General features: G+C 66.4%; 26 protein-coding genes. 8 read left to right on the top strand and 18 right to left on the bottom strand.

Annotated elements, in window-relative coordinates; all coding sequences use genetic code 11:
- Nucleotides 1–32 precede the first annotated feature (32 nt).
- Entirely contained in the window at nt 33–1,565 is a 1,533-nt protein-coding gene (gene miaB / locus ACLMAJ_RS33255) for a tRNA (N6-isopentenyl adenosine(37)-C2)-methylthiotransferase MiaB (RefSeq protein ID WP_412017871.1), read from the bottom strand.
- Nucleotides 1,566–1,697: 132 nt separating this feature from the next.
- Nucleotides 1,698–2,654, bottom strand: a complete 957-nt coding sequence (locus ACLMAJ_RS33250; RefSeq protein ID WP_412017839.1) for a GlxA family transcriptional regulator — start codon at nt 2,652–2,654, stop codon at nt 1,698–1,700.
- 187 nt (nt 2,655–2,841) lie between these two features.
- Here ACLMAJ_RS33250 and ACLMAJ_RS33245 point away from each other — a divergent pair, with 187 nt between their 5' ends.
- From ACLMAJ_RS33245 to ACLMAJ_RS33225, 5 genes are all read left to right on the top strand, one after another.
- A complete protein-coding gene (locus ACLMAJ_RS33245; RefSeq protein ID WP_412017838.1) occupies nt 2,842–3,477 on the top strand; it encodes an HD domain-containing protein in 636 nt (211 codons plus the stop codon).
- Nucleotides 3,478–3,656: 179 nt separating this feature from the next.
- Entirely contained in the window at nt 3,657–4,385 is a 729-nt protein-coding gene (locus ACLMAJ_RS33240) for an amino acid ABC transporter ATP-binding protein (RefSeq protein WP_412017870.1), read from the top strand.
- 50 nt (nt 4,386–4,435) lie between these two features.
- Complete coding sequence (locus ACLMAJ_RS33235; protein ID WP_412017837.1) at nt 4,436–5,272, top strand: glutamate ABC transporter substrate-binding protein; 837 nt, start codon at nt 4,436–4,438, stop codon at nt 5,270–5,272.
- A gap of 92 nt (nt 5,273–5,364) precedes the next feature.
- Nucleotides 5,365–6,045, top strand: coding sequence for an amino acid ABC transporter permease (locus tag ACLMAJ_RS33230; protein ID WP_412017836.1), 681 nt, complete (start codon nt 5,365–5,367; stop codon nt 6,043–6,045).
- Nucleotides 6,042–6,935, top strand: coding sequence for an amino acid ABC transporter permease (locus ACLMAJ_RS33225; RefSeq protein WP_412017835.1), 894 nt, complete (start codon nt 6,042–6,044; stop codon nt 6,933–6,935). Before ACLMAJ_RS33230 ends, ACLMAJ_RS33225 begins: the two co-directional genes overlap by 4 nt.
- Nucleotides 6,936–7,149: 214 nt before the next feature.
- Here the strand turns inward: ACLMAJ_RS33225 and recX are convergent, their stop codons facing one another.
- The 3 genes from recX to ACLMAJ_RS33210 all read right to left on the bottom strand — a co-directional run bounded on the left by recX (nt 7,150) and on the right by ACLMAJ_RS33210 (nt 10,363).
- Nucleotides 7,150–7,740, bottom strand: a complete 591-nt coding sequence (gene recX, locus ACLMAJ_RS33220) for a recombination regulator RecX (protein WP_412017834.1) — start codon at nt 7,738–7,740, stop codon at nt 7,150–7,152.
- Nucleotides 7,741–8,077: 337 nt separating this feature from the next.
- Nucleotides 8,078–9,124, bottom strand: coding sequence for a recombinase RecA (gene recA, locus ACLMAJ_RS33215; RefSeq protein WP_412017833.1), 1,047 nt, complete (start codon nt 9,122–9,124; stop codon nt 8,078–8,080).
- Nucleotides 9,125–9,340: 216 nt separating this feature from the next.
- Nucleotides 9,341–10,363, bottom strand: coding sequence for an Lrp/AsnC family transcriptional regulator (locus ACLMAJ_RS33210; RefSeq protein WP_412017832.1), 1,023 nt, complete (start codon nt 10,361–10,363; stop codon nt 9,341–9,343).
- Between the two features lie 97 nt (nt 10,364–10,460).
- On the opposite strand from ACLMAJ_RS33210, the gene ACLMAJ_RS33205 reads away from it, so the two are divergent.
- Nucleotides 10,461–11,870, top strand: coding sequence for an MFS transporter (locus tag ACLMAJ_RS33205; protein ID WP_412017831.1), 1,410 nt, complete (start codon nt 10,461–10,463; stop codon nt 11,868–11,870).
- A gap of 97 nt (nt 11,871–11,967) precedes the next feature.
- On the opposite strand, the gene ACLMAJ_RS33200 is transcribed toward ACLMAJ_RS33205, so the two are convergent.
- From ACLMAJ_RS33200 to ACLMAJ_RS33190, 3 genes are read right to left on the bottom strand one after another with little or no spacing between them, the layout of a single operon-like run.
- On the bottom strand, nt 11,968–12,417 hold the full coding sequence (locus tag ACLMAJ_RS33200) for a nuclear transport factor 2 family protein (RefSeq protein WP_412017830.1): 450 nt from the start codon (nt 12,415–12,417) through the stop codon (nt 11,968–11,970).
- A 34-nt stretch (nt 12,418–12,451) separates the two neighbouring features.
- Complete coding sequence (locus ACLMAJ_RS33195; RefSeq protein WP_412017829.1) at nt 12,452–13,339, bottom strand: pyridoxamine 5'-phosphate oxidase family protein; 888 nt, start codon at nt 13,337–13,339, stop codon at nt 12,452–12,454.
- Nucleotides 13,340–13,377: 38 nt separating this feature from the next.
- Complete coding sequence (locus ACLMAJ_RS33190; RefSeq protein WP_412017828.1) at nt 13,378–13,839, bottom strand: VOC family protein; 462 nt, start codon at nt 13,837–13,839, stop codon at nt 13,378–13,380.
- Between the two features lie 154 nt (nt 13,840–13,993).
- Here ACLMAJ_RS33190 and ACLMAJ_RS33185 point away from each other — a divergent pair, with 154 nt between their 5' ends.
- Entirely contained in the window at nt 13,994–14,509 is a 516-nt protein-coding gene (locus ACLMAJ_RS33185) for a CGNR zinc finger domain-containing protein (protein WP_412017827.1), read from the top strand.
- A 2-nt stretch (nt 14,510–14,511) separates the two neighbouring features.
- On the opposite strand, the gene ACLMAJ_RS33180 is transcribed toward ACLMAJ_RS33185, so the two are convergent.
- The 3 genes from ACLMAJ_RS33180 to ACLMAJ_RS33170 form a co-directional block, all read right to left on the bottom strand.
- Entirely contained in the window at nt 14,512–15,756 is a 1,245-nt protein-coding gene (locus tag ACLMAJ_RS33180) for a phosphotransferase (protein ID WP_412017826.1), read from the bottom strand.
- Nucleotides 15,753–15,947, bottom strand: coding sequence for a DUF3046 domain-containing protein (locus tag ACLMAJ_RS33175; RefSeq protein WP_412017825.1), 195 nt, complete (start codon nt 15,945–15,947; stop codon nt 15,753–15,755). Before ACLMAJ_RS33175 ends, ACLMAJ_RS33180 begins: the two co-directional genes overlap by 4 nt.
- Before the next feature lie 205 nt (nt 15,948–16,152).
- Complete coding sequence (locus ACLMAJ_RS33170) at nt 16,153–17,316, bottom strand: glycosyltransferase (RefSeq protein WP_412017824.1); 1,164 nt, start codon at nt 17,314–17,316, stop codon at nt 16,153–16,155.
- Nucleotides 17,317–17,461: 145 nt separating this feature from the next.
- Here ACLMAJ_RS33170 and ACLMAJ_RS33165 point away from each other — a divergent pair, with 145 nt between their 5' ends.
- On the top strand, nt 17,462–18,007 hold the full coding sequence (locus tag ACLMAJ_RS33165; RefSeq protein ID WP_412017823.1) for an HD domain-containing protein: 546 nt from the start codon (nt 17,462–17,464) through the stop codon (nt 18,005–18,007).
- A gap of 97 nt (nt 18,008–18,104) precedes the next feature.
- Here ACLMAJ_RS33165 and ACLMAJ_RS33160 read toward each other — a convergent pair whose 3' ends face one another.
- The 7 genes from ACLMAJ_RS33160 to pgsA form a co-directional block, all read right to left on the bottom strand.
- Nucleotides 18,105–18,815 (bottom strand): PIG-L deacetylase family protein, encoded by a 711-nt coding sequence (locus ACLMAJ_RS33160; protein WP_412017869.1) that lies wholly within the window; start codon nt 18,813–18,815, stop codon nt 18,105–18,107.
- A 167-nt stretch (nt 18,816–18,982) separates the two neighbouring features.
- Nucleotides 18,983–19,156, bottom strand: a complete 174-nt coding sequence (locus ACLMAJ_RS33155) for a hypothetical protein (RefSeq protein WP_412017822.1) — start codon at nt 19,154–19,156, stop codon at nt 18,983–18,985.
- 237 nt (nt 19,157–19,393) lie between these two features.
- A complete protein-coding gene (gene pspM / locus ACLMAJ_RS33150) occupies nt 19,394–20,299 on the bottom strand; it encodes a phage shock envelope stress response protein PspM (protein WP_412017821.1) in 906 nt (301 codons plus the stop codon).
- 153 nt (nt 20,300–20,452) lie between these two features.
- Nucleotides 20,453–21,283, bottom strand: a complete 831-nt coding sequence (gene pspA / locus ACLMAJ_RS33145; protein ID WP_412017820.1) for a phage shock protein PspA — start codon at nt 21,281–21,283, stop codon at nt 20,453–20,455.
- Nucleotides 21,284–21,483: 200 nt separating this feature from the next.
- Nucleotides 21,484–21,939: a helix-turn-helix domain-containing protein gene (locus ACLMAJ_RS33140; protein WP_412017819.1), complete on the bottom strand. Its 456-nt coding sequence runs from the start codon at nt 21,937–21,939 to the stop codon at nt 21,484–21,486.
- 132 nt (nt 21,940–22,071) lie between these two features.
- Nucleotides 22,072–22,605, bottom strand: coding sequence for a CinA family protein (locus ACLMAJ_RS33135; protein WP_412017818.1), 534 nt, complete (start codon nt 22,603–22,605; stop codon nt 22,072–22,074).
- A complete protein-coding gene (gene pgsA / locus ACLMAJ_RS33130) occupies nt 22,602–23,261 on the bottom strand; it encodes a CDP-diacylglycerol--glycerol-3-phosphate 3-phosphatidyltransferase (protein ID WP_412017817.1) in 660 nt (219 codons plus the stop codon). Before pgsA ends, ACLMAJ_RS33135 begins: the two co-directional genes overlap by 4 nt.
- Nucleotides 23,262–23,390 lie beyond the last annotated feature (129 nt).

Genomic DNA, 23,390 nt, shown 5'->3' with positions numbered 1-23,390 from the left:
GCACTGGAACATGACTCCTCCGCTGCGCACAATCATGCGTCGCAGCCGGTGGCGCAGCCTGCGGCCGGTTCGGGTGCGGGAGCGCCGATGCGGGGCAGGCCGAGGCCGACGCCGATCGGTTCGGTCTTGGGAGTGATGCCGAGTTCGTGTGCGTCGCCCGCGCGGGTGCGGCGATGGGTGCTCACGGGTCCGTCGGCGATCAGGTAGTGCGGGGCCGCGCCGGTGATGTCGACGGTGATGATGTCGCCGGGCCGGATCGTGTCGGAGCTGCCGAGTTCCGTGACGGGCGGGCGGAAATGCACGAGTCGGCCGTCGCGGGCCCGGCCGCTCATGCGGGCGGTCGCGGCGTTCTTCCTGCCGGCACCCTCGGCGACCAGCAGCTCCACCTCGGTGCCGATCAGCTCACGGTTGGCGTCCAGGCACACTTCCTCCTGTAGCGCGATGAGCCGTTCGTAGCGTTCCTGGACCACCGCTTTGGGCAGCTGGTCGGGCATATCGGCGGCGGGGGTGCCGGGGCGCTTGGAGTACTGGAAGGTGTAGGCGCTGGTGAAGCGAGCCTGACGGACCACGTCCAGGGTTTCCTGGAAGTCTTCCTCGGTTTCGCCGGGGAAGCCGACGATGATGTCGGTGGTGATGGCCGCGTGCGGCATGGCCGCGCGGACCTTCTCGATGATCCCGAGGTAGCGCGCCTTGCGGTAGGAGCGGCGCATCGCCTTGAGGACCCGGTCCGAGCCGGATTGCAGCGGCATGTGCAGCTGCGGGCAGACGTTGGGCGTTTCCGCCATCGCCTCGATCACGTCGTCGGTGAACTCGGCCGGGTGCGGCGAGGTGAAGCGCACCCGCTCCAGGCCATCGATCCGGCCCGCCGCACGCAGCAGCTTGGCGAACGCGCCGCGGTCGCGCTGTTCCTCCGGATCGGCGAAGGACGCACCGTAAGCGTTCACGTTCTGTCCGAGCAGTGTCACTTCCAGCACGCCCTGGTCGACAAGCGCCTGCACCTCGGCGAGCACATCACCGGGGCGGCGATCGACCTCTTTGCCGCGCAGCGACGGCACGATGCAGAAGGTGCAGGTGTTGTTGCAGCCCACCGAGATCGATACCCAGCCCGCATACGCTGATTCCCGCTTGGCGGGCAGCGTGGAGGGGAACGCCTCGAGCGATTCCAGGATTTCCACCTGCGCCTCGTCGTTGTGCCTTGCCCGCTCCAGCAGCACCGGCAACGAGCCGATGTTGTGGGTGCCGATCACCACGTCGACCCAGGGCGCTTTACGCACCACCGTCTCGCGGTCTTTCTGAGCGAGGCAACCGCCGACCGCGATCTGCATACCGGGCCGGTCGGCCTTGATCGAAGCCAGGTGCCCAAGGGTGCCGTACAGCTTGTTGTCCGCGTTCTCGCGAACCGCACAGGTGTTCAAAACCACCAGGTCAGCCGTCGCCCCCGGTGCGGCCCGCACATACCCCGCGTTCTCCAGCAGACCGGACAAACGCTCGGAGTCGTGCACGTTCATCTGACATCCGAAGGTGCGGACCTCGTAACTGCGGACTGCTCCCTCTACCTGGCCCATCGAATTCACCTGTCCAGGGTAAGGCTGTCGGTATCCGCGCCGTTCAGCGCATCGGTATGCGGTGACCTCGCCTCCGGTCGCCGACGAACTAGAGCCGGGCGCGTCAGGCAGTGGGCTTGTCCGCGCCGACCGCTAGGCCGTGCTGCGGAAACGCGCGCGATACGCCGAGGGCGTGATGCCCAGCCGTCGGGCGAACGCGCGGCGGAGCGACTCATCGTTGCCGAAGCCGCTGCGTGATGCCGCATCTGTGACCGTCGAGCCCGCTGCGAGGAAGGCCTGCGCGGCCTCGATCCGGACGGACTCGACGTACCCGGCGGGGGTCGTACCGATGTGTTCGTGGAACAAGCGGGTCAGGTGACGGACGCTCATGCCCGAGCGGGAAGCCAGCATCGAGACCGAGTGGTCGGCCGATACGTCGGCGATGATGTCGTCCACAACCGAGCGCAGTGGATCGTGCCGGATGGGTGGAAGACGCAGGGCGGCGGAAAACTGGGACTGGCCTCCTGGGCGCTGCATGAAGACCACCAGGTCGCGAGCGACCTCGCGGGCGAGGGTCGCGCCGGCGTCCTCCTCCACGATCGCGAGCGCGAGGTCGATGCCTGCGGTCACACCTGCGGAGGTGAGGACATTCCCGTCGCGAACATGGATGGCGTCCGGCTCGACATGGATGGCGGGATAGCGACGAGCGAGCGTGGCGGCATGTCGCCAGTGCGTTGTCGCCCGGCGGCCATTCAGCATGCCTGCTTCGGCCAGGGCGAATGCGCCGGTGCATACCGAGGCCACCCTGCGGCCCCGGGGAGCCAGCTCGGCGAGAGCGGTCAGCAGGGTGTCGGGGATTCGGCCGCGCGGGAGATCCGCGGACCCGGGCACCACAACGGTGTCGATGGAGGCGACACTGTCGAACCGACCGTCGACGGCCAGTCGGCCCGTCGCGGTCGTGACATCCGCGCCGTCGGTCGAGCACACCGACCAGCGATACCGCGCCCCGAGGTCGCGTGCCGTCCCGAACACCTCGAGCGGGCCGGTGATGTCGAGTTGTCGCACGCCGTCATAGGCCAGAAACACGATGTGGCGCGCCTCGAGAGACATGTCACGAGCCTAATGGGCGCGCTCGGGCGTAGCCGGTCCTGAATCTGCGCATTGCCGGAGCGAAGGCGGAGGTTTCGCCTATCCGGCGAGCATGGCCGAATACGAGGGATATCTGTCCATACGGACATGGCCACACGCAGCGGACGCGACAAAACTGGAGGACGAACACACCGACACGAGGAGCCCCATGAGCCGCATCGCCGACATCGTCATCCCCGACAGCCGCCTCGCGGCCGCCGCTACCGAGCTCGTTCGCGACGCCACCGACGACCTGCTGTTCGACCACTCCCGCCGCGTCTTTCTGTTCGGCGCCTGGCAGGGCGCCCGCCGCGGCCTCGAGTTCGATCCGGAACTGCTCTACATCGGGGCGATGTTCCACGACCTGGGCCTGACCGACAAATACCGCACCACCGACCGCAGATTCGAGATCGACGGCGCCGAGCAGGCCGCGGCGTTCCTGCGTGCGCACGGCGTCCCGGAGGAGTCGGTGCGGCTGGTGTGGGACGCCATCGCATTGCACACCACGCCGGAGATCCCCTACTGGATGCGGCCGGAGATCGCATTGGTCACCGCAGGTGTGGAACTCGATGTCCTCGGAATCGGTTACAGCGACCTGCCGACCGATCTCCGCGATGCCATCGTGACCGCGCATCCGCGCCCGGACTTCAAGAAGCGGATCCTCGCCGCATTCACCCACGGCATCAAGGATCGGCCGCAAACCACGTTCGGCAACGTGAAAGCCGACGTGCTCGCCCGGTTTGTGCCCGACTTCGAGCGGACCGATTTCGTGGCGGTGATCGAGGCCTCTAGCTGGGCCGAGTGAGACCGGCCGGGAGGTTACATGCACGTGTCGAACCGGCGTGTCGAACCGGTGTGTCGCGGAAACTCGGGCAAATCCGGATTTTCCGCTTAAGGTCTTGATCCATGACCGACGCCGCTGCCGCGCCCGACACGACCGGGGCCGCCACGACCGGGGATGAGAGCGCTGCCACGAATGCGCCGATGATCTCGATGCGCAATGTGGAGAAACACTTCGGTGAGCTCCATGTGCTGCGGGATGTCAATCTCGAAGTTCCCAAAGGACAGGTCGTCATCGTTCTCGGCCCATCGGGGTCGGGAAAGTCGACGCTCTGCCGCACCATCAACCGACTGGAACCGATCGACTCCGGCGACATCGCCATCGACGGTGTGCCGCTGCCTGCCGAGGGCCGCGCACTCGCCGCATTGCGTGCCGATGTCGGGATGGTGTTCCAATCCTTCAACCTTTTCGCGCACAAGACGATCGTCGAGAACGTCATGCTCGCGCCGTTGAAAGTCCGCAAGATCGCCAAAACCGACGCCCGCACGCGAGCGATGGAACTGCTCGAACGCGTCGGCATCGCCAACCAGGCCGACAAATACCCGGCGCAGTTGTCGGGTGGCCAGCAGCAGCGCGTCGCCATCGCACGCGCCCTGGCGATGAGCCCTAAGGTGATGCTGTTCGATGAGCCGACCTCCGCATTGGACCCGGAAATGGTCCAGGAGGTTCTCGACGTGATGGTGTCACTCGCCAAAGAAGGGATGACCATGCTGGTGGTCACCCACGAAATGGGTTTCGCTCGTCGCGCCGGGAACAGGGTCCTGTTCATGGCCGACGGACAGGTGGTCGAGGATGCCGAGCCGGAGGCATTCTTCACCGCACCGAAATCCGAGCGCGCGAGGGACTTTCTCGGAAAGATATTGAGCCACTGACAATTTGATAGTCACGGCCATCGAAACCATTGATGAGGGAAAGGAACTCGATGAGGATCAATCGTGCGGTTCGAATCGGTGTCGGGGCGATCGCCTTGGCACTGACCGCAGCGACCGCAGCCGCGTGTGGCGGAGGCGACAGCAAGAACGCCCTGGACAACGCCAAGGACGGCAAACTCACCATCGGTATCAAGTTCGACCAGCCGGGCCTCGGCCTGCGCAATAAGGACGGCACCTACAGCGGATTCGATGTCGAGGTCGCCAAGTATGTGGCGGGCAAGCTCGGCGTCAAGCCCGACGGCATCACCTTCAAGGAAGCGCCGTCCGCGCAACGCGAGACGCTCATCGAGAACGGGCAGGTCGATTACATCGCCGCGACCTACTCGATCAGCGACAAGCGCAAGGAGAAGGTCGACTTCGCAGGTCCGTACTACGTCGCAGGTCAGTCGCTGCTGGTGCGCGCCGACAACACCGACATCACCGGCCCGGACAGCCTGAAGGGCAAGAAGGTCTGCTCGGTCAAGGGGTCCACCCCTGCGGGCAATATCGAGAAGAACTTCCCGGACACCCAGTTGCAGACCAACGACACGTACTCGCTGTGCCTCGAGGGGCTCAAGGGTGGGTCATGGGATGCGGTGACCACCGATGACATCATTCTGGCCGGCTATGCCGCGCAGAGTGCGGGCTCCTTCAAGGTGGTCGGCAAGCCGTTCACCACGGAGAACTATGGGATCGGCCTGAAGAAGGGCGATAAGGAACTCCGCGACAAGGTCAACGACGCGATCGAGGCGATGATCGCAGACGGTTCCTGGAAGAAGGCATTCGACGAGACGGTCGGTGCATCCGGATACCAGGCGCCGACACCGCCGACGGTCAACCGGTACTGAGTTTTCGCGAACGAGTGGCTCAGGCCTGCCGGACTGAGCCACTCGTCGTTTTCCCCCTGTAAATCGACACCGATCGGAGGGACGCGTCCACCGTGTTCGACCTGATCTCGAGGTACGACAACCAGATTCTCGAGGCCTTCTGGGTGACCATCCAGTTGACCGTGGTCTCGGGTATCGCAGCGCTGGTGCTCGGCACCATCGTCGCGGCTCTGCGTGTGTCGCCGGTACCGATCGCACGCGGGGTCGGCACCGCGTACGTCACCATCTTCCGCAATACCCCGTTGACGCTGATCATCGTGTTCTGCTCACTGGGTCTCTACACCACGATGGGCTGGCGGCTCGCGCCGGAGGGCCCGAATTCCGTGGCGCAGAACAACTTCCGATTCGCCATCATCGGGCTCAGCGTCTACACGGCGGCCTTCGTCTGTGAATCGCTTCGCTCGGGCATCAACACGGTGCCGATGGGGCAGTCCGAGGCGGGCCGATCGCTCGGCTTCAGCTTCGGCCAGAACCTGCGACTCGTGGTGCTGCCGCAAGCGTTCCGCTCGGTTATCGCCCCGATCGGCAGCGTACTCATCGCGCTGACCAAGAACTCCACCATCGCCTCCGCGATCGGCGTCGCCGAGGCCGCCAACCTGATGGCGGGCATGATCGACTCCGAGGCCGCGCTGATTGCCATCGGCGCGATCTTCGCGCTCGGCTTCGTGATCTTGACCTTGCCGATGGGCCTGCTGTTCGGCTGGCTCGCCAAACGATACGAGGTTGCCCGATGAGCGCAGGCGCATCCGTCCTGTTCGACGCGCCTGGCACGCGCGCGCGCATCCGCTACAACATCTATTCCGTGCTGGTGCTCGTCGCGGTCGCGGGCATCCTCTGGTACCTGTACAGCGGCTTCGCCGACAAGGGACAGTTCACCTCGGAGAAGTGGAAACCCTTCCTGGAGAAGGAAGTCTGGACCACCTATCTGCTGCCCGGCTTGAAGGGCACAGTGGTCGCGGCGCTGATGTCGATCGTGTTCGCGCTCGTGGTCGGCATGGTCTTCGGCATTCTGCGGATGTCGGAGCATCGGGTGGTGCGCTGGGTCGCGGGCGCGGTCGTCGAACTCGCCAGGGCAATCCCGGTGCTGATCCTGATGATCTTCCTGTTCGCGATCTTCTCCGACTACAAGCTGTTCAAGGTGGATCAGCTGGCGCTTGCTGCCGTGGTCACCGCATTGACGGTCTACAACGGGTCGGTCATCGCCGAGATCGTGCGGGCCGGTATCAAGTCGCTGCCGAAGGGGCAGACCGAGGCCGCGGTCGCGCTCGGTCTGCGCAAGGGCCAGCTGATGCGGCTGATCCTGTTGCCGCAGGCGATCACCGCCATGCTGCCCGCGCTGATCTCACAAATGGTTGTCGCGTTGAAGGATTCGGCGCTCGGCTACCAGATCACCTACGTCGAAATCGTGCGGTCCGGGCAGCAACTCGGCGCCGCCGAACAGAACACGATTCCGTCGTTGATGGTCATCGCGATCGTCATGATCGCTCTCAACAGCACACTGACCCTCGTCGCGACAAGGGTCGAGAAGCGGTTGCGCGGACGCAAGCACAAGGGCGGCACCGTGCTGGCGGCCGACTCGATCCTCACCGATGCCGCGCCCGGCGTGGATATCACGAAGAAGTAGCGCTCGGCAAGGAGCTACGGTGCGCTCGACGCGATAATCCGCTCGAGCGCACCGCCATTCGTGCCGGTGACCGATCTACCGCGGGGTGAGGTTCAGGCGAGCCGGTCGAGGATGGCTGCCAGTTCGATGCGGCCGGGCGCATCGAACCTGGGTGAGCTGGGGCGGAGCTGGCCCATGCCTTCTCGGAAGATAGCGGGCGGATCAACTGCTGGAGCTAGTCGATCGTGTCGGGGAGGTCTTCGGTGTCGGAAGCTGAGCCGTGGCTCGCCAGTTCCGCTTTCACCACCTGGTAGGCGGTGGATTGGTTGTAGCCGCGGCGGGCGAGCATGCCGACCAGGCGGCGGATTGTTTTGTCGCGGTCCAGGTTTGCGGGGACCGATCGGAGTTTGCGACGGACCAGTTCGATGGCGCGGGATTCTTCGTCATCGGCGGTGATGGCGTCCAGCGCCGGGGCGGCGTCGGATTCTGCGATGCCTTTGCGACGGAGTTCCTGGGCAAGGGCTTGTTTGCCTTTGCCGGAAAAGGTGTGGCGGGCGTGCACCCACTCTTCGGCGAAGGCGGCATCGTTGATGAGACCGACCCCGGCCAGGCGGTCAAGGGCGGTTTCGGTCACCTCGGGGGTGAACCCCTTGGCGGCCAAGCGTTGTGCGAGTTCGGCGCGGCTGCGGGCGCGGACGGCGAGCAGGCGCAGACTTGCGTCCCTCGCCTGCTCGACCGTCCCGCCCGGCAGGGCGGGTTCCGATGAGGACCGGTGCGCACCGGCCTGTTTCGGATCCGATCGCCCCCGCTCGGATCCGGCCGCCACCGGATCCGCCTCCCATCGGCTTCCCGAACGATCAGAATCGCCCGATGGGGTGGCTTTTGCGCGCCTACGCCTTGTTGAACCGGTCGAGCGCGCCCGCTGCGGTTCGAGCGCGCTCGACCAGATTCCTCCCATGTCCGGATCGGCCGAACCACCTTCGGCCGACCGGAAGCGCCCGAATCCGGACTCGTGCGATCCAGTGTTGACCGAATCAGCGGAACGGCCGGAAGCGGACAGGAGTTCTTGCAGCCGACGCCGCGTTTCGTTCACCGGGTCGGGCCGCGCCTCATCGGGCGCGGCCGGACCGGAACGTTGCGGTGCGCGTCGGCCGTCCATCGGATCAGAAATCGGCGGGTACCTCGGCGGCCGCGTCGGCCGCGGTCACATCGGCGCCGATGCCGAGCTTTTCCTTGATCTTCTTCTCGATCTCGTCGCGGACGTCGGTGTTCTCCAGCAGGAACTTGCGGGCGTTCTCCTTGCCCTGGCCGAGCTGGTCACCCTCGTAGGTGTACCAGGAGCCGGACTTGCGGACGAAGCCGTGCTCGACACCCATGTCGATGAGCGAGCCTTCCTTGCTGATGCCGAAGCCGTACAGGATGTCGAACTCGGCCTGCTTGAACGGCGGCGCCACCTTGTTCTTGACGACCTTGACGCGGGTGCGGTTACCCACCGCGTCGGTGCCGTCCTTGAGCGTCTCGATGCGGCGCACGTCCAGGCGCACCGAGGCGTAGAACTTGAGTGCCTTACCGCCGGTGGTGGTTTCGGGGGAACCGAACATCACGCCGATCTTCTCGCGCAGCTGGTTGATGAAGATCGCGGTGGTACCAGTGTTGCTCATCGCGCCGGTCATCTTGCGCAGCGCCTGGCTCATCAGACGGGCCTGCAGACCGACATGGCTGTCACCCATCTCGCCCTCGATCTCGGCGCGCGGCACCAGCGCGGCCACCGAGTCGATGACGATGATGTCAAGCGCACCGGAGCGGATCAGCATGTCGGCGATTTCCAGGGCCTGCTCACCGGTGTCCGGCTGCGAGACGAGCAGGGCGTCGGTGTCGACGCCGAGTTTGCGGGCGTAGTCGGGATCGAGGGCGTGCTCGGCGTCGATGAACGCGGCGACACCGCCTGCCGCCTGCGCGTTGGCAACCGCGTGCAGCGCGACGGTCGTCTTACCCGAGGACTCGGGGCCGTAGATCTCCACGACACGTCCGCGGGGCAGACCACCGATACCGAGGGCCACGTCCAGCGCGATGGAACCGGTCGGGATCACCGCGATGGGCTGGCGAGTCTCTTCGCCGAGACGCATGACCGCGCCCTTGCCGAAGCTCTTCTCCACCTGAGACAACGCCATCTCGAGCGCCTTGTCGCGGTCATACGCCTGTGGTGCCATGTCCTGATCCCCTTTTCGCCGGGTAAGTCTTCGTTCTTGGTTGGCGCCCACATTAGAGGGCGGCACCGACAAGTTCTGGCGACCACATTAGACGAACAGATGTTCGAGTCAAGCGACGCGCCCGGCAACACGCAAACCGGCTTTCCTGTCCCTGGCAACCGACCCGTTAAGCCAGGTCGGCCCACAACCGGGTCCGCCGGCATCGATGCGATCCGATCACCGCACCAGCGAAATCCGGTCGCTGTCCAGCAACGTCTGCGCCTGTTTGAACACCCGCAGCGCGGGCGTCACCTCGATATCGGTTATCCCGTCGAGGGCGCCGAGCCGCTGAGTGACGTAGCGGTAGAGGTGCGCGGTATCGCCGCACATGATCGAAGCCATCAGATTGGTCGGCCCGGTGGTCGCGGCGACGAACACGGTTTCCGGATGCGCCGCGATCGCCGCACCCGTCGCCTCGAGATCAGCGGGCCTGGTGCGCAGCCACAGCGCCGCTCGAACGGCGTATCCCATCCGTTCGATCGCGAAGTCCAGATCGAAGTACAGCACCCCGGATTCGACGAGTTCGGCCATGCGACGAGCCACTCGCGTTGCGGTCCAGTCAATTTCGGCAGCGATCTGCGCGTACGGCGCACGCCCGTCCCTGCCGAGGATCGCCAGCATCGCCTCGTCCTGCGCCGAGAGTTCGACCGGCGCCTCCGGTCCGAGGTAGTCCGCCGTTGTTCCCCGTTGGCCGAGTTCGCGCAACTGCGCTTCGGTGAACAGGTGGCTGTAGTGCGGCCACTCCTCATCGAGCGGGAACCGGTGCATCACCTCGTGCGCGATCAGCCCGGTCACCTGGCTGGCCTTGGGCAGCGTGTGCAGCAGCAGTTTGTCGCGACGCTCGACGGAACGCGGTCGGCTCACGCAGGTCACCTCGGATCCGGTGGACAGCAGTGTGATCCAACTCAGATCGGGGAACCTTGCCAGCGATTCGGCAAGCCGCACCGCCTTGTCCGGCGTCGATCTGAGTCGAATCACCCAGCGGGCGTGGCCGAGCGGCACGGCGTTCACCTGGCCCGACACATGCAGGATGCCGCGCTGGCGTAGTGATCGGTAGCGGCGCGCCACGGTCTGCTCCGAGACTCCCAGAATGGTGCCGAGCTTGGCGAAAGCGATTCTGGCGTCGGTCACCAGCGCGTGCACGATCTGCTTGTCGAGAACATCCAACAGGGAGGATTCCTGCACATCTTCAGGCTGCACAGGAGGAATCTATCGCAGTCTTTGCTGCGGCTAGGCGGATACCTCTGATTGCCGCACGCTGGGCGTCGATATCGTTCGTATTGCCCTGGAGGCTCCCGTGAAGAAATGGCTCCCCTTGTTCGCCGCGTGCCTCGGCACGCTGATGCTGCTCATCGACGTCACGATCGTCAATGTCGCGCTCCCCGACATCGCCGACGACCTCGGCACCGGTCTGTCCGGCTTGCAGTGGGTGGTCGACGGCTACGCGCTGGCACTGGCCGCGCTGCTGCTCGTCCTGGGCTCGCTGGCCGACCGGGTCGGCGCGAAGCGGACGTATCTCGTCGGGCTGGTGGTGTTCGCGGTCGCGTCCCTGGTCTGCGGACTCGCACAGTCGGCACCGAGTCTGATTGCGGCGCGGGCACTTCAGGGCGTCGGTGGCGCGGCCATGTTCGCGACCACACTGTCGCTGCTGCACGCGACCTACACCGGCCGTGATCGCGGCGTCGCCTTCGGGATCTGGGGCGCGGTCTCCGGCGCGGCGGCAGGTCTCGGCGTCGTGCTCGGCGGCGTGCTCACCGATCTGTTCTCATGGCAGTGGATCTTCTTCGTCAATCTGCCGATCGCGCTGGTGGCGATCACTTTGACCGCCTTGGTTTTTCCACCGTCGGCGCGGCGGGCCGATCGCACCGTGGACGTGCCGGGCATGCTGAGTTTCGCGACCGCCGCCACCGCGGTGACCTACGGCGTAATCCGCGGTGGTGAGCACGGGTGGACAGACGGGCCCGCGGTGGCCGCGCTCGCGCTCGGCGCTACCGCGCTGCTGACCTTCTGGTTCGTCGAATATCGCAGCGCGGCACCGATGTTTCCGCTGGCACTGCTGCGCAACCGCGATTTCGGCGCCACTCTCGTCGGGGCGAGCGGACAGACCTTCGCGGCGTTCGCGGCCACGCCGCTGATCTCGCTGTGGCTTCAGCAGCAATTGCATATGACGCCGCTGCACGCGGGCCTTGCGATGCTGCCGATGGCCGCGACGGCGTTCGTCGTCGCCGGAGTGTTCGGGCGAATGCTGCACGACACGGCACCGAAGTGGACGATCGGAGCCGGGCTCGTCGTCGTCGGCATCGGAGCGGGGCTGCTCACCCTGATCGACACCGGGTCATCCTGGATCGCACTGATTCCCGGATTCGTCGTGATCGGCGCGGGGATCGGCGTCAACGCACCGGCATTGGTCGCCGTCGGCATGGCGGCGGTACCGCCACAGCAGGGCGGCACAGCGGCAGGCGCGGTCAACACCGCACGGCAGCTCGGGCTCGCGCTCGGAGTCGCGGTGCTTGGCACTGTGTTCCGCGGGGTCGCCGATGCCGAGCAGCGGATGACGCTGCCGCAGTTCGTCGATGGAATCGACGCGGCGCTCGCCGTATCGGCCGCGGTCGGCATCGTGTTCGGGCTGATCGCGTTCGCCCTGTTCCATCGGCAGGGCGCGGTTGCCGGTGCGGATCAGGACGAGCGTACGGCCGTCGCCGCGTAACGTGCGGATTCGATAGCAGCGCTGAATCCGCAAGCCATGCGCCGGAACCGCTATCGCGGTTCCGGCGCGCAGCGCAGCGTCCGGCTTCGGAGCGAGATCACTGCTGGGGCTGGACCGAATCGTCGCCTTCTTCCCGTGGGCCGAAGATGCGGCGCTCGGATTCGGCGATGCCGACATCGTTGATGCTGGCCTCGCGGCGGGACATCAGGCCCTCGGGGGTGAATTCCCATTGTTCGTTGCCGTAGCTGCGCCACCATCGGCCGGACTCGTCGTGCCATTCGTACTGGAAGCGGACCGCGATGCGGTCGCCTTCGAAGGCCCACAGGTCTTTGCGCAGCGCGTAGCCGTTCTCGACGGACCATTTCCGAGTGAGGAATTCGACGATCGCCGCGCGACCGGTGAAGAACTCGTCGCGGTTACGCCACACCGAGTTCTCGGTGTAAGCGGCGGCGACACGCTCCGGATCGCGAGTATTCCAAGCATTTTCGGCGGCACGAACCTTCGCTTCGGCGGATTCGCGATCGAAGGGGGGTAGCGGGGGGCGCATGGCGCTCCTTATCGAGTGCGGGTTCGACTGTGGGTCAGGGGTTTACGGGTGAGAGTTCGGCGGAACCCCAGCGCAGTGGCCCCGCGGTGCGGATCTCGACGACATCGGTAATTGTGAAGTCGATCGAGCATTGCGCACCGGTGGCGAAGGTCGCTTGGTCCCACACCAATTGGGCAGTCCCGGCGAGCTGGAGGGAGCCGCCGGTCACCCAGTCCGGGACCAGGATTCCGCAGCGCGGATTCACCTCGATGTTTCCGAGCGTCATGAACATCGAATTGCCCCGGTAGTCCGGCCAGCGAAGCCGGGTCGGCGAAAGGACCTGTAGGAAGCCGGGATTGCCGCCGCGATGGGAGGCATCGGCATTGCCGTCGAGGTCTGCGGTAGCGAGAAAGAACGTGTCGGCTGCGGCAATGGCCTCTTGTTGTCGCGCGTCCAGCTCGGTGCCGCGATCAGGAGCCGAGGGACCGATATCCGGGCGGTAGGACTCGATCTGCCTGCGCGAGATGTACTTCGGACAGTTCGAGTACACCTGGTCGGTGGCGATCCGCAGGCCGCCACCCAGCGGAGTCGCGGTCCCGTTGATCCGCATCCGTCGTCTGCGCTGCGGTTGCAAGGCGATCATGCCGATCCTTGCCCGGTGAGCCAGCGCGTCGCGCAGCGGATCGCCGGGGACCGGTCGCGCGTCGACGGCGATCGTCTCACGGTCGAGGGCGTGCACGAAACCGGGCGGGCCTACCAGTTCACCGGCCCACATCCGCCCGGCGTCGTCGGCGGCCGCGATCACCACCATCGGCTGCTCGGCCAGGAAGGACGCGGCGACCTCCGGAATGTCGGCACGGATCATCCGGCCGACGCGCTCGGCGATGTGGTCCTGCCCCATACGCTGCTGGACGATCCGTTCGCCAGGGTGAAAGTGCCCCATCGCAATTCTCCTGTCCGATAGTTCGACCACAATTGGAGTCAGAAGAATCCACACGTGGGTGCGGCACCCGCGGGGGCGGGTGCGGATTCCGCGCCGGTCGGGGCGTAGACCTCGAGGCGGATGCCGTCGGGGTCCGCGAAGAAGATCCCGCCGGAGGCAACGCCCTCACCGTGTGCGACGACGCCCTCGTGGGCGAATTTCACCGCGAGTTCGCGCAGTACCGCTTCGACCGAACGCACCTGCTCGATGGTGTCGACCTGAAACGAGAGGTGGTGCAGGCCGGGGGTTTCGGTGGAAAACGCACCATCGGACTGTTCCCACAGGGTCACCACGAGCTTGCCGGCCGCGCCGAGGAACGCCCATCGGCGGTCGTCGTCGGTGCTGGCCGCGAGTTGTTCGAAGCCCAGCGCGCGCTGATAGAAGTCCACCGATCGGTCCAGGTCGGACACGTTGAGTCCGATGTGCCCGGTGGCCAGCTGGGGTTGGATTGCCGTCGTCATCGTGCGCCCTTCCAGAAGGTCAAACCATCATTGATGATTTCAATGGTTAGAACATAGCCGCGCTGAGATATGACGTCAACCTGTAAAGTTGATTTATCCGGTTAGAACGGCGGTGGTTGTCATGCCGACACCAAGAACCTCGTTACCCTCAGTCATGCTCGATCCACGCCCCCACCTCGGTGAACCGCTGGCACTCGACCTGCTGAACACGAGGTGGATCGAGAACGGACCACAGGACCTGCTGACCGACGTCGCGGGACTCGACATTTGGCTGAACTCGGCAGGTCTGGCCGACCGTGCGACCGCCGACGAACGGACACTCGAGACGGTGCTCACCGCACGCTCCGCGATCTACGACGTGGTGAAGCACACCACGAACTCCGGGCTCAACGCCGTGCTCGAGCACGGGCGCATCCGGCGCACCCTCACCGCCGCCGGCCCCGCCGATATCGACGACGTGGCGGACCCGGCGTGGCTGCCCGCCTGGCTGGCAACGGATAATCTGCTGCGACTGCTCGCCGATGTCCCCGACCGGATCCGCCAGTGCGCCCACCCCGAATGCGTGCTCTTCTTCTACGACACCTCGAAAAACGGCACCCGCCGCTGGCATTCGATGGCGACCTGCGGCAATCGCGCCAAGGCTGCGCGCCACTACGCGAAAAAGACGTGAGGTCAGAAGAGTTCGTCGAGCAGCCGGTAGTAGTCCAGCTTCCGCCGATCGGGCTCGTCGAGCCCATAGGCGGCGAAGAACGCCCGGACCTCGTCGATGCCGAAGTCATCCAGTAGGTCGCGCTCGGCCAACGCCAGATCCCGGTACCGGTCCGCGACGCCCAGGCCTCCGACGTCGATCAGGATGCCACCCTCCAGCACATTCGACGGCGTGAAGTCACCATGGACCACCACGAGGTCGGACTCGTCGGGGCGCTGCGCGTGGAGCCTTTCCAGCACCTGTTCGGGGGTCAGATCTTCGTGGTCGTCATCGAAGTCCGCGGGATCGGTCAGCCCCTCGAGCACTCGGCGGCGCGCCTGGGCCAGTAGGCCATCGAGTCGACCGTCGAACGGGCACTCGGTGATCGGAATGCTGTGCAGGCGCCGCAGCAGCGCACCCATAATCGCGGCCGCCTCGGCGTCATCGAGCCCCGCGCGCGATGCCAGACTCGGCGCGACCGCGTCGGCGAGCACCAGCACGTCGCCCTCGAATGCGGCCACGTCCGGCAGTCGAATCTCATAGTCGCGCAACCAGTTCAGGCGTGCATGTTCCGCCACCGCCCGAGGACCGCGCTTGACCCAGTACGCGTTGCCGACGAACGAGACTTCGCCGCTCAGTCCCTCGTGATCACCCGACCGGACCGGTGCGTCACCCAGTAACGCAGCCACCGCCGGGGGTAGTGCAATGGGCAACTCGTCCAGGGCGTTCAACGTCGCACGGGTGGACTCGACCAGCTCGGAGTCGGCCTCCGCGCGGCGCAACGTCAATGCCTCGGCCAACAGCACGCGTGCCTCGTCCAGCCTGTTCTGCTCGGCCATCGCTTTACCCAGATGTTGCAGCGCGAACGACAGCGCCTCCGGCACATCGGTTCTGGCCGATTCCAGCGCGCGTAGGTAGAGGATTTCGGCGGTCGCCGCATCGCCTCGATACCGGTAGGCGTCCCCGAGATTGATCAACACCGAGACCCGCCGTCGCTCGGTGTCGGCGAGTTCCAGCGCGCGGTCGAGATGGTCGAGCGCATCCTCATAACGCCCGAGCAGCAGCAGGTCGATCCCGGCCTGCTGCCATTCGACGTAGCCGACCGGTCTGGCCGCCGCAACCCGCGCGGCCAGCTGTTCACGGTCAGCGGGAGCCATGCGCAACCGCCCGTCGAAGCGGTGCACGGCAGCCTCGCCCGCGTTCGCGCCCGGCGCGGACCTGTCGCTCACCAGCGGCCGCGTGGCACATCGAAATCCGCGCACAGCGCACGCCACACATCCCGAGGATCGATCCCGGCCCCGATGGCGTCGGATCCGGTCCGTCCGCCCAACGAGGGGATCACATGATCGGTCAGCAGGGCGTCACCTCGGGCCACACCGAACTCGGTGTGCAACAGCTCCTGGAACTCAGTCAACCGCACCGTGTTCAAGATACTCGTCCTATCCGGCCCGGCCCGCTCCGGCCGCACGACCTAATGGGCTCGACGCTGTCGAACACTGCACGGTGGGAGTTCGACCAGGCTAACGGCGTGACAGCGACGGATCGCGACCTCGAGTTCGCACACTGTCGAACACCGCACGGCAGAACTCGACCGGATCAGCGACGTGACAGCGACGAATCGCGACCTATCGAGCTCGCACACTATCGAGCACCGCACGGCAGAGCTCGACCGGATCGGCGACGGTGGCGGCGCCGGCAGCGGCGGATCGCGCGGCAGCGGTGTAGGCGGGAGTGTGTAGCAGATCGAGGACTGCCGCGCGGACGGCTTCCGCGGTCAGCGGACGGACGAGGATCGAACTGCCGTGGCGGACGGCGCGATTGGCCAGTTCCCACTGGTCGCCGCCGCCCGGGATCGTTACTATCGGGACGCCCGCGAGGAGGGATTTGGCCAGTAGGCCGTGACCACCGCCGCCGACCACGGCGGCGGCGCGGGTGAGCAGCTCGTCTTGGCGGCCGAGTCCTGCGGTCGCCCACGGCGGCAGATCGGTGGGCGGGGCGTCGAGCATGGAGATCGCGACGCGGACACCTGCGCCATCGAGTGCGTCCAGCACGGTCTCGACCATGCCCGCGACGCCGGTGTGTGCGGTCGAGGGCGCGACCATGACCAGCGGCTCGTCACCGGGCGGCGGTTCGAGGATCTCACTGGTCGGCTCCCAGAGCAGCGGGCCGATCACATGAGTGCGCTCCGGCCAGTCCGGGCGCGGCACCTCGAGTGCGGGCAGCGTGGCGATCAACCGGGCGGCGGGACCGGGGTCGGTCGCGGGCAATCCTACGGTCTCGCGTGCGTGCTCGCGCTGTCGCTGACCGTTGCGAATGTCGCGCGCTGTCATGGTGCGCAGCAGTCCGTCGCGCAGTCTGCCACGCACGCCCTCCCCCGGCGCGAGTCCACTTCCGATGGGCGGCAACGCTTTCGATGGCAGGTACAGCGGATGTGGGGACAGCTCCACCCACGGCACACCCAGCCGTTCCGCGGCCATGCCACCGCCGGCGGTGAGCACATCCGACACCACCAGCTCGGGCAGCATCGCACTCAGGTCGGGCAGGATCTCCGTCGAAATGTGGGCAGCACGTTCATGAATCCGCTGCCCGGCATCGCCGTCGTCATCATCGACCCGCGGCGCGAGTCCCTTGAGTCGACGCACCGGAATGCCCGCTTCACGAGCGACGTCGAACCACCGCGGCCCGGTGAACAACACGGGCTCGTCGCCGGCCGCCAGGAATCGCGCGCACAGCGCCAATGCCGGGAAAGCATGTCCTGGATCCGGCCCCGCTACTACGGCAACACGCATTCGCCCAGCCTGCCACACCATCGATCACGCCGAGTGACCCACGTCATGCCCGATGTTCACATGGTGGTCGATCGCCGGACATCGCCTTGCGCGCCATCACCCACCATGATGGTCTAGACCATTCAGGCCGAACTGGAGGATGCATGTGCCCGTCGCCAACGTTGACGCAGTGATGACCTTGCTGACCGGCTGTCACGACGTCTGGGATATGCCGGACCGCGGCGGCGACCCGGTCGACATCCTCGACCACGACCTGCAATGCGCGCAATTGTTGCGCCTGGCCTATCCGGCCGACGAGGAACTGCAAGTGGCCGGGCTGCTGCACGACATCGGCCACATGCTCGTTCCCGGCGACGACGCGGGGCACGGCAGGCACGGCGCACAGGCTGTCCGCCCACTGCTCGGCGATCGAGTCGCCCGACTAGTGGAACTGCATGTTGTCGCCAAGCGCTATTTGGCGGCGACCGATGCCGCGCACGCAGCGGTGTTGTCATCGTCCAGCCAGCGCACTCTGGTCGCCCAGGGCGGTCCCATGGACGAGGCGGAAATCGCGGAGTTCGAGGCTGATCCGGACTTCGACGCCGCCATCGCGCTGCGTCGCGCCGACGACGCGGGGAAAGTCGTGGGACTGGAAGTAGCGCCCGTGGAGTCGTGGCGTGCCGTCATCGAACGAGTCGCCGCCGCGAACTGACAACCCGGCCGGTTCCGCGCCGAAGCGTGCCCTCTCGGACCGCATGTGCGGGATCGCGCGAACTATCAGAAGTCTCGGCCGCGACCCGGACCGAAGTTCAGCTGCGGAAGTAGTAGAGCTCGAAGCCGACGGCGTGGGCTGCGGGGAAGCCCTCCTGCGGGCCGGTTGCCATGTCGATGACGGCGCGGACCTGGTCGGCGACCGGTTCTGGGCTGAGGATCTCCAGGTAGCGGCGATGCTCGGCGAGGGAGGCGGCAGCCTGGTCGAGGGTGTCGGTGACGTCGACGGCGTGTGTCACGGTGGGGCCGACTACGGCCGCCCAGCGCGGCGACCACGGCGCGAGGTCGGAAAGTTCCGGGAAGATCCACTCGTTGCCCGCGTCGGAAATGGCGTCGAGACCGGCGCGACCGACCGCGCGGTGATCGGCGCTGTTGGCGAAGCCGGGCGCCCAGTTGTCACCGAAGTTGAACAGCACCACCAACTCCGGCCGATGGCGCCGGATCGCGGCGGCCAGATCCCGGCGCAACGCCAGGTTTTCTTCCACCCGACCGTCAGGATGGCCGAGAAACTCGACCTCGTGCACCCCGACCACTTTCGCCGAGGCGATTTCTTCGGCCTCGCGCAGCAGCTTGGCCTCGGCAGGGGCGACTCCTGCCATCCCGGCTTCACCCGAGGTCACCAGGGTGTACCGAATGTCCTTGCCCTGCCCCGTCCAGCGCGCGACGGCCGCGGCGGCGCCGTACTCGATGTCATCGGGGTGGGCGACGATCACGAGCCCGCGCTGCCAGTCCTCCGGAACCTGTTCCACAGCACACATTCAAGCACCTGAGTGCGGATTAGACCGTGTGTCCAAGTTTTCCGCGCAGTGGCCGGGCGATATCGCAGCATGGCGCCGCTCACCGAGGGGCCGGTGCTCTCGGACACATCGACCGAGAGCACTCGCGACACCGCATCGCACCGACACAGGAGTCCGGCCTAGAGCTTGGTGACCGAGGACTTGTTCGACCCGGATACCGCCTTGTAGAGCAGGTACAGGCCGAATACGACGGCGCTGATCACCAGAATCGGAAACAGTCCCTTGATGAGTGCGCCGATAATCGCGAGCGCGATCCAGACGACCGCTACGACACCGATGATCTTCCACAACATTGCAGCCTCCAGAAGGTCTCACCCGAACCGCCATCCGACGATCCGACTCCTCAATGCTGTCAGCCCAGCGACAATAAATCACCAGGTCAGCACCGATATCCGGGTGAATATCAGGGTTCACCCTGACCCACGAAGTCCCCTCGACCATACGGTCGCGCCTTCGGGCTCGAGGCTCCGAGTTACCGCGAAGTCCGAGCGGAAGCGACGTTGCTGCTGGTCCGAGGCTTCCAAGCGCCGCTACAGTCGCTGCGGCGGCACTCGAGCGCCGACCTGGTAGTCGGCGACCTCGGTGAGCGCCTGTGCCCAGCCGTCGAGACGGTCGGCGGCGTGCCGCAAGTCGGAAACGATCAAGTCGAAATCGTGGCGAAGCACAGTGGCTTCCGGCACCGCGAGAATGCGCCCGGCGGCGGCGACCACCTGCTCGTATTCGACGACACCGGCATCCAGGCGGGTGAGCGCGAACTGCACATTGTCCGAAAGAGCATCTGCCGCATCGGAATTCGTCTCGCCCATGGCGCCGATGGCTCGCTCCATCGCGGCTACGTCCGCGGCGAGCGCGTGCAGAGCGGCGGCTCCGGATTCCGCGGTCTCGACCATATCCACCAATTCGTCGTCGGGCAGCCGGTTCGAGCGCGCGATCTGCCCGGCCAAGCCGTGCATGGCCCGCTCGGCACGGATCAATCTGGTGATCGGCGCACGCGCGGACGACCACAGCGGCGGCTGCTTGCGTGCAACGAACGTCGCCTGCGGTAGCGGCGAGCTGCGCAGTCGCAGATAGCGACGCGCACTCAGCGCGGTTCCGGTCACGAGGGCGACGGCTCCCCCGCCCACGACGACGACAGCCCAGACCGGTGCGGCGATGATGACGAGCCCGACGGTCCCCGCAGTGGTGAGACCCGACACCGTGCCGAGCTGAAAGCTTCTGCGGCGCGCCCTTCGTCGCTTGCGCAGCTCCCGTTCCCTCGGATCCGCCCAGCGGCGCACGGCGACCAGCGCGTGCTGCCCGACCTCGCGCAGATTGTCAGGAAGGCTTCCCGGCTGCGGCACGATCGCGGACTGCGCGCGCACGACCGCGCGGCGACTCGACCGCACGACGCCTGCTTCGGTTCGGACCGACTGCTCACGGATTCGCTTGCGGCTCACGGCTTCCCTCCCACCGTCGGTGCGTGCGAGGGCTGTACGCGCTCGACAAAAGGCCCGAGCAGCACATGCACCGAACGAGCCTTCACCGAACCAGTCCTCGCTGAGCCTCCGGCAGCGTAGTTTCGGGCGACCTACAGGCAGCCGCCCGCGCTACTACTGCGCGGTCTGACCCTTGTTCATCTGTGGCTGCGCCGGATTCGCCTGTGGCTGCACCGGGTTGATGGCGGGCGCGCCGGTGGCGCCACCCGCGGGCAGTGCATCGCCGCGCATCGATGCGCGGATCTGCTCGAGCTTGCTGTGCCCCGCCATCTGGATGCTGGCCTGCTGGACCTCGAGCATGCGGCCTTGCACGGTGTTCTGCGCGAGCTCCGCGGAACCGAGTGCGTTGGCATAACGGCGCTCGATCTTGTCGCGTACCGCATCCAAGCTCGGGGTAGAGCCCGGCGCGGACAGCGTGGAGTCCATCTGCTGCAGCGAGGCGGAAACCTGCTCCTGCATCTTGGCCTGCTCGAGCTGGCTGAGCAGCTTGGTGCGCTCGGCGACCTTCTGCTGCAGCATCATCGCGTTCTGCTCGACGGCCTTCTTGGCCTGCGCGGCCGCCTGCAGCGACTGGTCGTGCAGCACCTTGAGGTCCTCGACGGACTGCTCGGCGGTGACCAGCTGCGCGGCGAAGGCCTCGGCCGCGTTGGTGTACTGGATCGCCTTCTCGGTGTCATTGGCGCCGGCGGCCTGATCGGCGAGCAGAACAGCTTGGCGCGCATTGGCGTTGAGCTTCTCGACCTCGTCGAGCTGACGGTTGAGCTTCATCTCCAGCTGACGCTGATTGCCGATGACCGACGCGGCCTGCTGCGACAGGGCCTGATGCTGGCGCTGAGCTTCCTCGATAGCCTGCTGAATCTGGACCTTCGGATCCGCATGCTCCTCGATCTTCGCATCGAAGAGGGCCATCAGGTATTTCCAGGCCTTCACGAACGGATTAGCCATCGATTGATCCCGCCTCCATCTGATGCGCCGCGCTTTACCGCGACTCTAGTGCGCGACCGTCACGCACCCGATATGTGCCTATCCTCCACCATGTGGGCACCCGACCGGGAGAACCCGACCTTTCCGACGCCTAGGGAGAATCTATCCGTTCCCGGCACCGGTCCGCAGCGTTGCCCGTGGCTGCCACCACTCGTTCTGCGTCAATTGCTCTTCACCAGGACCAGGATGTCGGATTTCGGCGCCGGAATGACGATCCTGGTGTCCTGCGCGATATGCGGCGGACGGACCTTCGTCGCGGCACCGGCCGCCGACATGCTCGCGGTCGAGGGCTCGGGCGTGCTGGTCTCGGCGGGTTCGGCAGCGGCCGTCGGCTCGGTCTCGGGCGCGGTAGCGGCCTGCACGGGCTCGCGGGCGGGCAGCCCATCGGTGCCTGCCATGATCGTGCTCACATCCCACAGCACTCGGGACAGTGGTACGTCGAGGGCGGCGCAGATGGCGGCCAGCAGTTCGCTGGATGCTTCCTTGCGGCCGCGCTCGACCTCGGACAGATAACCCAGGCTCACGCGCGCCGAGGTGGAGACCTCGCGAAGGGTCCGATTCTGGGCGAGACGAGCACGCCGCAGACTATCCCCGATCGCCTCTCGCAGCAGCGTCATCTCGTTCTCCTTCGCTCACTGACAGCGGGCCACACGCAGCACCCATAGGCATTGCGCATGCCGTTCTTTCTGGCACAACGTCGGACACGGCCCGGTTGGTTCCCGCGAAACGAACTTCTCTTCGCCGCGCGTTCAGGGTGCCGAGTCCGAGGTCCCTCCGGCCCGCACATATCGCAGTAACTCCCGGATGGCCGTGTGTGTTGCGCCGATCCTGATAGTCCACCGGTCGCCGTCGAGTTTCAACCGGACGACCTCGGTATGCCCTGGACCAGCCAATCCGAGGAACACGGTGCCGACGGGATGCCCGCCCTGTGCGTCCGGCCCCGCGACTCCGGTCAGCCCGACACCCCAATCCGCGCCGCACCGGATCCGGGCGCCGACGGCCAGCTGCTCCGCGGTGCTCGCGGCCACCGGACCTTCGGTCGCGAGTACTTCGTCGCTGACGCCCGCGAGGCTGTGCTTGAGATCGGTGGCGTACACCACGAGGCCGCCGCGCAGCACCACGCTGGCACCCGGCACTCCGGCGATGGTCGCCGCGAGCAGGCCCGCGGTAAGAGATTCCGCGGTCGCGACGGTTTGTCCCGCCGCCTCGAGTGCGCGCACCAGGTCGGCGGCGGGCACGTCGGCGATCAGTGGATCGGTCGCGCCCTGCGAGGGATCGGTCATGCCCCGCGAGCCCGGCCAGGCGCGCCGGCGAACCACACCCTGGCCGCCTGACCGACGTAGTCGAGCCCGGTGATGACCGTCAGCGCGACGGCCACGTACATCAAACCCATTCCCGCGGTCGCGAATCCGCCCGCCAACGGCAGCAGCAAAACCGCGATCGCGACGGACTGCACCAGTGTCTTGAGCTTGCCGCCGCGACCGGCCGGGATGACGCCGCGACGCACCACCGCCAACCGCAACAGCGTGATCCCGATCTCGCGGCCACAGATCACAAGGGTGATCCACCAGGCCAGATCACCGAGAACCGAAAGACCGATCACCGCGGAGCCGATCAGCGCCTTGTCCGCGATCGGGTCGGCGAGCTTGCCGAAATCGGTGACCAACCCGTATTTGCGGGCCAATTGCCCGTCGAAGCGATCGGTGATCGCGGCGATGCCGAACAGCGCGGCGGCGGCGATCCGCCAACCGGTCTCATGTCCCCCGTCCGCGAACAACGCGAGCACGAACAACGGCACCAGCGCGATGCGCAGCATGGTGAGAATGTTCGCGATATTCATGAGCGGAACGGCGGGCTCGGCCTGCGCGGGCACGAACCCCGAGCGAATCTGGGCCGGCTCCGTCCAGTGCTGGTCGATCTCGTCGGGCTGCACGCTCATGCCTCCGCCTCGGTAGGCGGCTTCATGGCCGGCTCTCCATCCGGTCGCGCTGCTCGGCGCGATGCGGTGAGCGGAGCGATCGGATGTGCGGCACACCTTCAGCCTATCGGTAACCGGGCCGACTACTGT

Source organism: Nocardia arseniciresistens (assembly GCF_046764875.1).
Lineage (GTDB): Bacteria > Actinomycetota > Actinomycetes > Mycobacteriales > Mycobacteriaceae > Nocardia > Nocardia arseniciresistens.
This window is presented reverse-complemented; position numbering and strand designations above follow the sequence as displayed.

What these genes read in the sequence shown, in the direction of transcription:
- ACLMAJ_RS33135 (WP_412017818.1), bottom strand. Translation starts at nt 22,605, where the DNA reads ATGACCGATCCCTCGCAGGGCGCGACCGATCCACTGATCGCCGACGTG.
- ACLMAJ_RS33185 (WP_412017827.1), top strand. Translation starts at nt 13,994, where the DNA reads ATGCTCGATCCACGCCCCCACCTCGGTGAACCGCTGGCACTCGACCTG.
- pgsA (WP_412017817.1), bottom strand. Translation starts at nt 23,261, where the DNA reads ATGAGCGTGCAGCCCGACGAGATCGACCAGCACTGGACGGAGCCGGCC.
- ACLMAJ_RS33190 (WP_412017828.1), bottom strand. Translation starts at nt 13,839, where the DNA reads ATGACGACGGCAATCCAACCCCAGCTGGCCACCGGGCACATCGGACTC.
- recA (WP_412017833.1), bottom strand. Translation starts at nt 9,124, where the DNA reads ATGGCACCACAGGCGTATGACCGCGACAAGGCGCTCGAGATGGCGTTG.
- ACLMAJ_RS33250 (WP_412017839.1), bottom strand. Translation starts at nt 2,654, where the DNA reads ATGTCTCTCGAGGCGCGCCACATCGTGTTTCTGGCCTATGACGGCGTG.
- ACLMAJ_RS33200 (WP_412017830.1), bottom strand. Translation starts at nt 12,417, where the DNA reads ATGCGCCCCCCGCTACCCCCCTTCGATCGCGAATCCGCCGAAGCGAAG.
- ACLMAJ_RS33225 (WP_412017835.1), top strand. Translation starts at nt 6,042, where the DNA reads ATGAGCGCAGGCGCATCCGTCCTGTTCGACGCGCCTGGCACGCGCGCG.
- ACLMAJ_RS33235 (WP_412017837.1), top strand. Translation starts at nt 4,436, where the DNA reads ATGAGGATCAATCGTGCGGTTCGAATCGGTGTCGGGGCGATCGCCTTG.
- ACLMAJ_RS33140 (WP_412017819.1), bottom strand. Translation starts at nt 21,939, where the DNA reads ATGACGCTGCTGCGAGAGGCGATCGGGGATAGTCTGCGGCGTGCTCGT.
- ACLMAJ_RS33245 (WP_412017838.1), top strand. Translation starts at nt 2,842, where the DNA reads ATGAGCCGCATCGCCGACATCGTCATCCCCGACAGCCGCCTCGCGGCC.
- ACLMAJ_RS33240 (WP_412017870.1), top strand. Translation starts at nt 3,657, where the DNA reads ATGATCTCGATGCGCAATGTGGAGAAACACTTCGGTGAGCTCCATGTG.
- ACLMAJ_RS33195 (WP_412017829.1), bottom strand. Translation starts at nt 13,339, where the DNA reads ATGGGGCACTTTCACCCTGGCGAACGGATCGTCCAGCAGCGTATGGGG.
- ACLMAJ_RS33170 (WP_412017824.1), bottom strand. Translation starts at nt 17,316, where the DNA reads ATGCGTGTTGCCGTAGTAGCGGGGCCGGATCCAGGACATGCTTTCCCG.
- ACLMAJ_RS33155 (WP_412017822.1), bottom strand. Translation starts at nt 19,156, where the DNA reads ATGTTGTGGAAGATCATCGGTGTCGTAGCGGTCGTCTGGATCGCGCTC.
- miaB (WP_412017871.1), bottom strand. Translation starts at nt 1,565, where the DNA reads ATGGGCCAGGTAGAGGGAGCAGTCCGCAGTTACGAGGTCCGCACCTTC.
- pspA (WP_412017820.1), bottom strand. Translation starts at nt 21,283, where the DNA reads ATGGCTAATCCGTTCGTGAAGGCCTGGAAATACCTGATGGCCCTCTTC.